9 protein-coding genes are annotated in these 11,679 nt (G+C 67.8%); all 9 read left to right on the top strand.

Translation table 11 applies throughout. The features are described 5' to 3' along the window. The first annotated feature begins 5 nt into the window (after positions 1-5). Positions 6-1,385, top strand: a complete 1,380-nt coding sequence (locus GO615_RS08340) for an L-serine ammonia-lyase (protein ID WP_169126867.1) — start codon at positions 6-8, stop codon at positions 1,383-1,385. A gap of 32 nt (positions 1,386-1,417) precedes the next feature. Then, positions 1,418-2,548 carry a glycine cleavage system aminomethyltransferase GcvT gene (gcvT, locus tag GO615_RS08335; protein ID WP_169126865.1) on the top strand — a complete coding sequence of 377 codons (1,131 nt, stop codon included), beginning with the start codon at positions 1,418-1,420 and terminating at the stop codon, positions 2,546-2,548. Between the two features lie 154 nt (positions 2,549-2,702). Then, positions 2,703-3,671 (top strand): lipoyl synthase, encoded by a 969-nt coding sequence (lipA, locus tag GO615_RS08330; protein ID WP_169126863.1) that lies wholly within the window; start codon positions 2,703-2,705, stop codon positions 3,669-3,671. A gap of 3 nt (positions 3,672-3,674) precedes the next feature. Next, entirely contained in the window at positions 3,675-4,106 is a 432-nt protein-coding gene (locus GO615_RS08325) for a dihydroneopterin aldolase (RefSeq protein WP_169126861.1), read from the top strand. Next, a complete protein-coding gene (locus GO615_RS08320) occupies positions 4,087-4,965 on the top strand; it encodes a formyltetrahydrofolate deformylase (RefSeq protein WP_169126860.1) in 879 nt (292 codons plus the stop codon). The genes GO615_RS08325 and GO615_RS08320 overlap by 20 nt, the downstream gene beginning before the upstream one ends. Positions 4,966-4,973: 8 nt before the next feature. Continuing rightward, entirely contained in the window at positions 4,974-6,089 is a 1,116-nt protein-coding gene (gene pabB / locus GO615_RS08315) for an aminodeoxychorismate synthase component I (RefSeq protein ID WP_169126859.1), read from the top strand. A gap of 207 nt (positions 6,090-6,296) precedes the next feature. After that, a complete protein-coding gene (locus GO615_RS08310) occupies positions 6,297-9,746 on the top strand; it encodes a pyruvate carboxylase (RefSeq protein WP_169126858.1) in 3,450 nt (1,149 codons plus the stop codon). A 272-nt stretch (positions 9,747-10,018) separates the two neighbouring features. Next, positions 10,019-11,032, top strand: a complete 1,014-nt coding sequence (locus tag GO615_RS08305; protein WP_169126857.1) for a zinc-dependent alcohol dehydrogenase family protein — start codon at positions 10,019-10,021, stop codon at positions 11,030-11,032. A gap of 15 nt (positions 11,033-11,047) precedes the next feature. Continuing rightward, positions 11,048-11,485, top strand: a complete 438-nt coding sequence (locus GO615_RS08300) for a YaiI/YqxD family protein (protein ID WP_169126856.1) — start codon at positions 11,048-11,050, stop codon at positions 11,483-11,485. The last annotated feature ends 194 nt before the right edge of the window (positions 11,486-11,679 follow it).

Here is an 11,679-nt window from a genome sequence, read left to right as displayed (position 1 = left end):
CCGCCATGGCCATAAGCGTTTTCGACCTGTTCAAGATCGGCATCGGGCCGTCGTCCTCCCACACCGTGGGGCCGATGCGCGCGGCGCAGGTCTTTGCGACCGGCCTCAAGGAGTCCGGCCTGCTCGCGCGGGTCGGAAGCGTGAAGGCCGAACTGTTCGGCTCCCTGGGCGCGACCGGCAAGGGGCATGGCAGCGACAAGGCCGTGCTCCTTGGTCTCGAGGGCGAAGCGCCGGATCTGGTTGATACCGATCTGGTCGAGGGCAAGCTCGCGCGCATCCGCGGCGAGCAGCGCCTGCATCTCGCCGGCGAGCACCCGATCCTGTTCGTCGAGCGCGAGCATCTGGTGATGCACCGGCGCCAGTCGCTGCCCTATCATCCCAACGGGATGCGCATCGCGGCCTTCGACGCGGCGGGCGAAACGCTTGTGAGCAAGGTGTATTACTCGGTCGGTGGCGGCTTCGTCGTCGATGAGAGCGCCGCGGGCGCCGACCGCATCGTCGAGGACACCACGCCGCTCGCGCATCCCTTCCATAGCGGCGACGAGCTGCTCGCGCAGTGCCGCGAGAAGAATCTCTCGATCAGCCAGCTGATGCTGGAAAACGAGCGCGCCTGGCGCACCGACGCGGAAACGCGCGCCGGCCTGCTGCGCATCTGGGACGTGATGCAACTGTGCGTGCGCCGCGGCTGCGAGAAGGAAGGCATCATGCCGGGCGGCCTGCAGGTGAAGCGCCGCGCCGCGGAGATGTTCCGCAAGCTCTCCAGCACGCCCGAGGCGAGCATTCGCGACCCGCTCACGACGATGGACTGGGTGAACCTGTACGCGCTCGCCGTCAATGAGGAAAACGCCACCGGCGGTCGCGTCGTCACGGCCCCGACCAACGGCGCCGCCGGCATCGTGCCCGCGGTGATGCACTACTACAGCCGCTTCATTCCCGGCGCGAGCGAGGAGGGCATCATCCGCTTCCTGCTCACGGCTGCGGCGATCGGTATCCTCTATAAAGAAAACGCTTCGATCTCCGGCGCCGAGGTCGGCTGCCAGGGCGAGGTCGGCGTCGCCTGCTCGATGGCGGCCGGTGCGCTCGCCGAAGTGCTGGGCGGAACGCCCGAGCAGGTGGAAAATGCCGCCGAGATCGGAATGGAGCACAACCTGGGCCTGACCTGCGACCCCGTCGGCGGTCTGGTCCAGGTGCCCTGCATCGAGCGCAACGCAATGGCCTCGATCAAGGCGATCAACGCCGCACGCATGGCGCTGCGTGGCGACGGCAAACATTTCGTCTCGCTCGACAAGGTCATCAAGACCATGCGCGAGACCGGCGCCGACATGAAGTTGAAGTACAAGGAAACCGCCCGCGGCGGCCTCGCCGTGAACGTCATCGAATGCTGATGACCCCCTGACACTCAGACAAAGGAAACATGATGAGCGACAACCATTCCGACGCACCGCTGCTGCGCACCCCGCTGTACGACCTGCACGTGTCCCTCGGCGCCAAGATGGTGCCTTTCGCCGGTTACGAGATGCCCGTGCAGTACCCCGCGGGCATCATCAAGGAGCACACCCACACCCGCACCCAGGCCGGCCTGTTCGACGTGTCGCACATGGGCCAGGTCTTCCTCGTCGGCCCCGATGCCGCCGCGGCCCTTGAAACCCTGGTGCCGGTCGACATCATCGACCTGCCGCAGGGCATGCAGCGTTACGCGCTGTTCACCAACGAGACCGGCGGCGTCATGGACGACCTGATGGTCGCGAACTTCGGCGACCGCCTGTTCGTCGTGGTCAACGCCGCGTGCAAGGCGCAGGACATCGCGCACATGCAGAAGCACCTGTCCGGCCGCTGCAAGGTCGAAGTGCTCGACGACCGCGCGCTGCTGGCGCTCCAAGGCCCGGCCGCCGCGACCGTGCTGTCGCGCCTCGCGCCCGAAGTCGGCAAGATGGTGTTCATGAACAGCATCACCGTCGATCTGCTGGGCGTGCCGTGCTACGTCAGCCGTTCCGGCTACACCGGTGAAGACGGCTACGAGATCTCGGTGCCCGCCGACAAGGCCGAAGCCCTGGCGCGCGAGCTGCTGAGCCACCCCGAAGTCGCCCCGATCGGCCTCGGCGCGCGCGATTCGCTGCGCCTCGAAGCCGGCCTGTGCCTGTACGGCCACGACCTCGACGTGAACACCTCGCCGGTCGAGAGCAGCCTGCTGTGGGCGCTGTCCAAGCCCCGCCGTGCCGACGGCGCGCGTGCCGGCGGCTATCCCGGCGCCGACGTGATCCTCGGCCACATCGCCAACGGCGTGTCGCGCAAGCGCGTCGGCCTGCGTCCGAATGCCCGCGTGCCGGTGCGTGAAGGCGCGGAGATCGTCGACGCGGACGGCCGCAAGGTCGGCATCGTCACCAGCGGCGGCTTCGGCCCGACGCTGGAAGCGCCGGTCGCGATGGGCTACGTCGAAACCGCGTTGGCCAAGGTCGGCACCCAGCTCTCCGCGATCGTCCGCGGCAAGCCGGTCCCGATCGAAGTCGCCAGCACCCCCTTCGTGCCGCAGCGCTACTACCGCGGCTGATGTAAAGGGCGATCCGGCTCTCGATCGCGCCCACCCCCACAGCCGTTCGCCCTGAGGCTGTCGAAGCCCCGCGCCGGGCCCTTCGACAGGCTCAGGGCGAACGGATTACCTGAACGCGATACCGAGAGCCGAATCGCCCGCCGGAGCCTCACCCATGCAGAACGCAAGCACCCCCACCCCCCAGACCGGAATCAAGCTGCGCGGCGCCGACAAGACCGCGCGCATCCCGGTCAAGATCGTCCCGATCACGCCCGCCGAGCAGCTGCGCAAGCCCGAATGGATCCGCGCAGCCTTCCGCGGCACCAAGAGCGTGCGCCAGCTCACCGGCACGCTGCGTGAAAACCGCCTGCACACCGTGTGCGAGGAAGCCAACTGCCCGAACCTGGGCGAATGCTTCAACCACGGCACGGCGACCTTCATGATCATGGGGGCGATCTGCACGCGGCGCTGCCCGTTCTGCGACGTGGGCCACGGCCGTCCGCTGCCGCTGGACGCCGACGAACCGAAGAACCTCGCCGAGACCGTCGTGGGGATGCGCCTGAAGTACGTCGTGATCACCTCGGTGGACCGCGACGACCTGCGCGACGGCGGGGCGCAGCATTTCGCCGACTGCATCCGCGAAGTGCGTGCCGCCAACCCCGGCATCACCGTCGAAGTGCTGACCCCGGACTTCCGCGGCCGCGTCGAGCTCGCGCTCGACCTGCTCACGGCCGAGCCGCCCGACGTCTTCAACCACAACATCGAGACCGTGCCGCGCCTGTACCGCGAAGTGCGTCCCGGTGCCGATTACGAACACTCGCTCGATCTCCTCGCGGCCTTCAAGGCGCGCCACCCCGAGGTCGCGACCAAGTCCGGCCTGATGCTGGGCGTGGGCGAAACGCGGGAAGAGATCGAGGCGACGCTGGCCGATCTGCGTGCGCACAAGGTCGACATGGTCACGATCGGCCAGTACCTGCAGCCCAGCCTGCACCACCTGCCGGTGCGTCGCTACGTCACGCCGGCCGAGTTCGATGAGCTGCGCGTCGTCGGCGAGAAGATGGGCTTTCGTCACGTCGCCTCGGGCCCGATGGTGCGCTCGTCCTACCACGCCGACCTGCAGGCGCGCGGCGTGATCGGAGGCTGAACGATGAACGGGATCTGGAGCGTCAAGATCGAACGGCTGGAAACCCGCCTGGCGGTGGGCATCTATGAGGACGAGCAAGAACCGCAGCCGATGTGGGTGTCCGTGACCCTGACCGGCCTCGCGCCGGCGGTGCCGGATGGCCTCGGCGACTGCCTCGACTACGAGCCGCTGTGCCGCTGGCTCGCGAGCGAATGGCCGCGCACCGCGCACACCGGGCTGCTCGAGACGCGCGTGAACGAGGTCTTCGACTTCGCGTTCGGCCTCGATCCGCGCGTGCAGGAGGTGTCGGTCGGCCTCTACAAGCAGCGCGTCAGCCGCTATGCCGCCGCAATCGGAATCGAACGCACCACCAACCGCGGCGAACATACCCGCGCGATGCAGAACGCAAGCGCACGCAACCGCGAGGCAAGCGAAAATGTCGCAAGCATCGAATGAATCCGCGCGCTTCGCGCTGACCTTTGCGTCCGCGGGAGAGCGCGGCCAGACCGCAGCCGTCACCGCGCTGCTGGAAAAGCACGGCGCATACATCGAGGAATTCACGGTCTTCGACGACGTCCTCAGCGGACGTTTCTACCTGCGTACCGCGTTCCGTCTCGTCGGCGCGACGCCGGCCGCGGTTGAGGCGCTACGCGGCGAGTATGGCGAATTGCGCAAACGCTTCCGCGATCCCGAGGGCGCGATCCACGACCTGCAGCGCCCGATGCGGGTGCTGCTGATGGTGTCCAAGGCCGACCACTGCCTGCGCGACCTGCTCGACCAGTGGCGCCGCGGCGAACTGCCGATGGAGATCGTCGGCGTGGCGTCGAACCACCCCACGCTCGGGCCGATCGCCACCGCCGAAGGGCTGCCCTTCCACCACCTGCCGATCACGCCGGACACCAAGCCGCAGCAGGAAGCGGCGCTGCGCGCGCTGATCGAATCGAGCGGCGCGGAACTGGTCGTGCTCGCGCGCTACATGCAGGTGCTGTCGGAGGACATGTGCGAACGCCTCGCCGGGCGCGTCATCAACATCCACCATTCCTTCCTGCCCGGCTTCAAGGGGGCGCGTCCGTACGAGCAGGCGCATGCACGCGGGGTCAAGCTGATCGGCGCGACGGCACATTTCGCGACCTCGGATTTGGACGAAGGCCCGATCATCGAACAGGCCGTCGAGCGTGTCGACCATGCCTACACGCCCGACCAGCTCCTGAGCACCGGCCGCCACGTCGAATGCCTGGCCCTTGGCCGCGCCTTGCGCTACGTGCTCGAGCATCGCGTGTTCATCAACGGCCTGCGGACCGTGGTCCTGCGCTGAGCGCGAAGATGAGGCTGCGCTTCGACTTCCCGGCGGATGCCATCGGCGCCACGCCGCTGCACTTCACGGCCCCGCGCGAGCAGCTCGTTGCGCGCCAGCCGCAGGACGTGCGCGCGGTGCTCGAACGGGCCGACGCACTGGCACGCGCCGGCGCGTGGGTCGCGGGCTTCGTGTGCTACGAGGCGGGCGCCGCCTTCGACCCCGCCTTTCGCTTTCGCCAGCGTCCTGCCTTGCCGCTGGCCTGGTTCGGGGTGTTCGACGGACCGGCGGAAGCGATCGAGCCCCCGCGTGCGGCGGCGCGTTGCGACGGCTGGCAGCCGGGCGTGGAGCGTGACCGCTACGACGCGGACATCGGTCGCATCCTCGACCACATCCGCGCAGGTGACGTGTACCAGATCAACCACACGATCCGCCTGCACGGCCGCTTCGACGGGGACCATCGCGCGCTCTACGAGCACCTGCGTGCGGGTCAGCCGACGGGCTACTGCGCGCTGCTCGATCTCGGGCGCCACCGCATCCTGTCCTTGTCGCCGGAGCTCTTCTTCCGCCGCGACGGCGAACGCCTGGTCTCGAAGCCGATGAAGGGTACGCTCGCGCGCGGCGCAACCCCGCAGCAGGATGCCGAGCACGCCGAGGTCCTGGCGGGTTCGGAGAAGAATCGCGCCGAGAACCTGATGATCGTGGATCTGATCCGCAACGACATGTCGCGGGTCGCGCGACCGCACAGCGTCAGCGTGCCGCACCTGTTTTCCGTCGAGGCCTATCCGACGGTGTTCCAGATGACCTCGACGGTGGCGGCCGAGCTGCGCCCGGACGCGGATCTCGCGGACATCTTCGCCGCGCTCTTCCCCTGCGGCTCGATCACCGGTGCGCCGAAGATCAAGGCGATGGAAATCATCGCCGGGCTCGAGGCCGAAGCGCGCGGCATCTATTGCGGTGCGATCGGCGTGCTGAAACCGGGCGGGGACGCCATCTTCAACGTCGCGATCCGCACGCTGGCGCTCGACGGCCTCACCGGCCGCGCGGAATACGGCGTCGGCGGCGGCATCACGGCCGATTCGGTCGCGCATGATGAATACGAGGAGATGCGCGCCAAGGCCCGCATCCTGCGTTGTGCCGCATGAACGGGGCCGCGTCAGGCAGGGCCGGTCGGAACAATATTCCGCCGCAGGCTGAATACCGCAAGAACATGTCGCATACCGAACATCGAAGTAGGGGCATACGGCTTTAAATTCCCGAAGGGTCGCGGCCATGACGACGGCCGTGTTCGGCATCGGACTTACTCGTCAGTAACCACAATCAGCTAGAAGCCAGAAAAGCAGGGCAGCCACATGAAACCGATCAAGAGCATCCTCGTCGCCAACCGTGGCGAAATCGCGATCCGCGTGTTCCGCGCCGCGAGCGAACTGGGTATCCGCACGGTGGCGATCTACGCCAACGAGGACCGCTTCGCGCTGCACCGCTTCAAGGCCGACGAGTCCTACCTCGTGGGCAACGGCCAGAAGCCGATCGCCGCCTACCTCGACATCGCCGACATCATCCGCGTCGCCAAGGACGCCGAGGTCGACGCGATCCACCCCGGCTACGGCTTCCTGTCCGAGAACCCCGAATTCGCCGAAGCCTGCGCCGCCGCCGGCATCGCCTTCATCGGCCCGCAGCCGCAGGTGATGCGCGATCTGGGCAACAAGGTCGCCGCGCGCAACCTCGCGATCGCCGCCGGCGTGCCGGTCGTGCCCGCCACCGGCGCGCTGCCGCGCGAGCTCGACGAGATCAAGCGCCTCGCGCGCGAAGTCGGCTACCCCCTGATGCTCAAGGCCAGCTGGGGCGGCGGCGGGCGCGGCATGCGCGCGATCGAGAACGAGGAGGAGCTCCCCGGCCTGCTCGACGTCGCCCGCCGCGAGGCGCTCGCCGCCTTCGGCAACGACGAGGTGTACCTGGAAAAACTCGTCCGCCGCGCCCGCCACGTCGAAGTGCAGGTGCTGGGCGACACCCACGGCAATCTCGTGCATCTCTTCGAGCGCGACTGCTCGGTGCAGCGCCGCAACCAGAAGGTCGTCGAACGTGCCCCCGCCCCCTACCTGGATGACGCGCGCCGCACCGAACTGTGCGACGCCGCGCTGAAACTGTGCCGTGCCGCGCACTACACCCACGCCGGCACCGTCGAATTCCTGATGGACGCCGACACCGGCGCCTTCTACTTCATCGAAGTGAACCCCCGGATTCAGGTCGAACACACCGTCACCGAACAGGTCACCGGCGTCGACATCGTCAAGGCCCAGATCCGCGTCACCGAAGGGGCGAAGATCGGCGCAGCCGACGCCTACCTGCCCGCGCAATCAGACATCCGCCTCAACGGCCACGCGCTGCAGTGCCGCGTCACGACCGAGGATCCGGAAAACAACTTCACCCCCGACTACGGCCGCATCACCGCCTATCGCAGCGCCGCGGGCTTCGGCCTGCGTCTGGACGGCGGCACCGCCTATTCGGGCGCAGTCATCACCCCGTTCTACGACTCGCTACTGGTGAAAGTCACCGCCTGGGGCCACAGCCCGGACGAGGCCATCGCTCGCATGGACCGCGGCCTGCGCGAATTCCGCATCCGCGGCGTGTCCTCGAACCTGCAGTTCCTCGAGAACGTCATCGCGCATCCGCTCTTCCGCTCCGGCGAATGCACCACGCGCTTCATCGACACCACGCCCGAGCTCTTCCGCTTCCAGAAGCGCCAGGACCGCGCGACCAAGCTGCTGAAGTTCCTCGGCGAAGTCAGCGTCAACGGCAACCCCGAGATGGCCGGCCGGCAGGCGCCCAAGCTCCCGCTCGCCAAGCCCATCAAGCCGCAGGTCGACCTCGCCGCCGCGCCGCCCGCCGGCACGCGCGACCGCCTTAAGGAACTCGGCCCGCAGCGCTTCGCCGAGTGGATGAAGAACGAACGCCGCGTGCTCCTCACCGACACCACGATGCGCGACGCCCACCAGTCGCTCTTCGCCACCCGCATGCGCACGCGCGACATGCTGGAAATCGCGCCGCACTACGCGCGCCTCGTGCCCGAGCTCTTCTCGCTCGAATGCTGGGGTGGGGCGACCTTCGACGTCGCGCTGCGCTTCTTGAAAGAGGACCCGTGGGAGCGCCTCGCGCGTCTGCGAGCCGCGGTGCCCAACGTGCTGTTCCAGATGCTGCTGCGCGCCTCGAACGCCGTCGGCTACACCAACTACTCCGACAACGTCGTGCGCTACTTCGTGCAGCAGGCGGCGAAGGAGGGCGTGGATGTGTTCCGCGTGTTCGATTCGCTCAACTGGATCGACAACATGCGCGTCGCGATGGACGCCGTGAATGAAGCCGGCGCCCTGTGCGAAGGCACGATCTGCTACACGGGCGACCTCTTCGACACGAGCCGTCCGAAGTACAACCTGCAGTACTACGTGGATCTCGCCAAGCAGTTGGAGAAGGCCGGCGCCCACATCCTCGGCATCAAGGACATGGCGGGCGTGTGCAAGCCGCGCGCCGCCAAGGCCCTCGTGAAGGCGCTGAAGGAAGAGGTGGGCCTGCCGATCCACTTCCACACCCACGACACCTCGGGCATCGCCGCAGCGAGCGTGCTCGCCGCGATCGAGGCAGGCGTGGATGCGGTCGACGGCGCGATGGACGCGATGAGCGGCCTCACCTCACAACCGAACCTCGGCTCCATCGCCGCGGCCCTCGCCGGCTCCGAGCGCGACACCGGCCTCGACCTGGAGGCGATGCAGTCGCTGTCGCACTACTGGGAGGGCGTGCGCCGCGCCTATGCGCCCTTCGAGGCCGACATCCGCTGCGGCACCTCCGACGTCTACAAGCACGAGATGCCCGGCGGCCAATACACGAACCTGCGCGAACAGGCCCGCGCGATGGGCATCGACCACCGCTGGCCCGAAGTCTCGCAGGCCTACGCGGACGTGAACCAGCTCTTCGGCGACATCGTGAAAGTCACGCCCACGTCGAAAGTCGTCGGCGACATGGCGCTCTTCATGGTCGCCAACGATCTGACGCCCGAGGAAGTGCGCGACCCCGCCAAGGAGATCGCCTTCCCCGAGTCGGTGATCTCGCTCTTCAAGGGCGAACTGGGCTTCCCGCCCGACGGCTTCCCCAAGGAGCTGGAACGCAAGGTCCTCAAGGGCGCCGAGCCCCTCAAGGGCCGCGCCGGCGACTTCCTGCCCGCGGTCGACCTCGACGCCGCGCGTGCCGAAGCCCAGGCCGCCACCGGCCGCCAGATCTCCGACACCGATCTCGCCTCGTGGCTGATGTACCCCAAGGTCTTCAAGGACTACGCCGCGCACCACGCGCGCTTCGGCGACGTGTCGCTGCTGCCGACGCCGGTGTTCTTCTACGGACTCAAGGACCGCGAGGAGATCAGCGTCGACATCGAGAAGGGCAAGAGCCTGATCGTGCGCCAGACCGGCAGCAGCGACACGCCGGACGAGGAGGGACGCGTGAAGGTCTTCTTCGAGCTCAACGGCCAGCCGCGCCTGCAGCGCATCCCCAAGGCGGGCGCCGCGCCGACCGGACGGCGCCATCCGAAGATGGACGAAGCCAACCCCAACCACATCGGTGCGCCGATGCCGGGTGCCGTGGTGACTGTGGCGGTGCACGCCGGCCAGAAGATCGCCAAGGGCACGCCGCTGGTGTCGATCGAAGCGATGAAGATGGAAACGGCGCTCACCGCCGACCGCGATGCGGTCGTGAAGGCAGTGTTCGTGAAGCCCGGCGACAAGGTCGCCGCGAAGGATCTGCTGGTCGAGCTGCAATAGTCGCCGGCACACAGTGTTCTCCCCCTTCTCTCCAGAGGGGTTTTGCAGGTCCGGGTCATGGTGCCCGGACTTTTTTTTTGCGCGTCCGCGGCGTATGCGATCGTGCTGCCGCCGATGATGGCCCCGTCTCGTGGGGCGGGAGCAGCGCAGCGTATCCCGCCGTGCGGCGCTCGAGCACGTCTGGTCGCCTGGAGCGGCGCTGCGATGCCGGCGAACGGCCGCACATGGATTAGTATCCCCACACTGCCATCACCACGTTGCGAGGAGTTCGGATGAGAGTCTTCCAGGTCGAAAACGCGTGGTCAGACGACAACCTGCGCATCGGCGAGCGCCCCGACCCCGTCGCCGGGCCGGGTGAGGTGCGGCTCAGGATGCTCGCTTCCGCGCTCAACTATCGTGACCTGCTCGTGCCGCGGCGTGGCTACGGATCCCGCATGCAAGCGCTGCCGCTGATCATGCTCAGCGATGGCGTCGGACGCATCGATCAGGTCGGTAGCGGCGTTGACGCGTTCCACATCGGCGACCGTGTCTGCCCGCTGTTCTTCTCGACCTGGCCCGGGGGCGAGCCGAGCTCGGAGCACATGGCGCGCAGCCTCGGCTGCGAAAGCGACGGCACCATGGCCGAATACATGGTCGTCCCGGCCGCCACGGTTGCCCACGTCCCCGCGCACCTCGACGACACCGAGGCCGCCACCCTGCCCACCGCCGCGGTGACCGCATGGCGAGCGCTGGTCACGGAAGGGCGCGTGAAGGCCGGCGACACGGTCCTGGTGCAGGGCACCGGCGGTGTGTCGCTGTTCGCACTGCAGTTCGCCAGGCTGCTCGGTGCGCGGGTCATCTGCACCTCGTCCAGCGACGAGAAGCTCGAACGTGTCCGTGAAATGGGCGCCGACGTCACCATCAACTACCGTTCGACCCCCGAGTGGGGCCGCGTCGCGCGCGATGCCGCGGGCAACGGCGGCGTCGACCACATCATCGAGGTCGGCGGGCAGGGCACGCTCGCGCAATCGCTGCGCGCAGTGCGGCCTGGGGGCACGCTCAGCCTGATCGGCGTGCTCGGCGGCGGCGCCATGGACGCGCCTCTCGGGCTGGTCGTCACCCGCCACGTCCGCCTGCAGGGCATCACCGTCGGCAACCGCGAGGACTTCCTCGCCATGTCGCGCGCGATTGCACACAGCGGCATGCGCCCCGTCGTCGACCGTAGTTTCCCGTTCGAGGAACTGCGCGAAGCGATGCAATACCTCGCCAGCGGCCGGCATTTCGGCAAGATCTGCATCCGGCACTGACAACAGGACATTTTCATGCACATTTGGGTCGACGCCGACGCCTGCCCCGGCGTCATCAAGGAAATCCTCTTCCGCGCCGCCGAGCGCACCAAACGCCCGCTCACCCTGGTCGCCAACCAGTATCTGCGCATTCCGGCGTCGCCGCAGATCCGGATGATCCAGGTCCCGGGCGGCCTGGACGAGGCCGACAAGTACATCGCCGCGCACGTGCAGGCCGGGGATCTGGTCATCACCGCCGACATCCCGCTCGCCGCCGCAATCGTCGAAAAGGACGCCCACGCGCTGTCGCCGCGCGGCGAACTCTACGGCAAGGAAAACATCCGCCAACTGCTCGACATGCGCAACTTCATGGACACCCTGCGCAGCACCGGCGTGGACACCGGCGGGCCGGCGGCATTCAGCGCCGGTGATCGACAGGCGTTCGCGAATCGGCTGGATCGTTTGCTGAGGTAGGGCGAACTGCGCGGGGGCAGCGGTCGTGCCCGGCCGGAAGTTGTCCTGGGCGGCAACATTTCACTTGATAGTCATTTGTCCGACGCTATGCTAAAAGGATCGATCCGCGACCGATCCGCTTCGGCATATTCCGGTTGTGTTCCCCGTCCGATGACGGCTCAATCCGCATGACTTACTGGCTGGCCATAGGTGAA

This window comes from Aromatoleum evansii (genome assembly GCF_012910805.1).
GTDB classification, from domain to species: Bacteria; Pseudomonadota; Gammaproteobacteria; order Burkholderiales; family Rhodocyclaceae; genus Aromatoleum; species Aromatoleum evansii.
Note: the sequence above shows the minus strand (reverse complement) of the source record. Positions and strands in the feature narration are given on the sequence as shown.

Coding starts and splice junctions, on each gene's coding strand:
- GO615_RS08340 (WP_169126867.1), top strand. CDS start 6: ATGGCCATAAGCGTTTTCGACCTGTTCAAGATCGGCATCGGGCCGTCG.
- gcvT (WP_169126865.1), top strand. CDS start 1,418: ATGAGCGACAACCATTCCGACGCACCGCTGCTGCGCACCCCGCTGTAC.
- lipA (WP_169126863.1), top strand. CDS start 2,703: ATGCAGAACGCAAGCACCCCCACCCCCCAGACCGGAATCAAGCTGCGC.
- GO615_RS08325 (WP_169126861.1), top strand. CDS start 3,675: ATGAACGGGATCTGGAGCGTCAAGATCGAACGGCTGGAAACCCGCCTG.
- GO615_RS08320 (WP_169126860.1), top strand. CDS start 4,087: ATGTCGCAAGCATCGAATGAATCCGCGCGCTTCGCGCTGACCTTTGCG.
- pabB (WP_169126859.1), top strand. CDS start 4,974: ATGAGGCTGCGCTTCGACTTCCCGGCGGATGCCATCGGCGCCACGCCG.
- GO615_RS08310 (WP_169126858.1), top strand. CDS start 6,297: ATGAAACCGATCAAGAGCATCCTCGTCGCCAACCGTGGCGAAATCGCG.
- GO615_RS08305 (WP_169126857.1), top strand. CDS start 10,019: ATGAGAGTCTTCCAGGTCGAAAACGCGTGGTCAGACGACAACCTGCGC.
- GO615_RS08300 (WP_169126856.1), top strand. CDS start 11,048: ATGCACATTTGGGTCGACGCCGACGCCTGCCCCGGCGTCATCAAGGAA.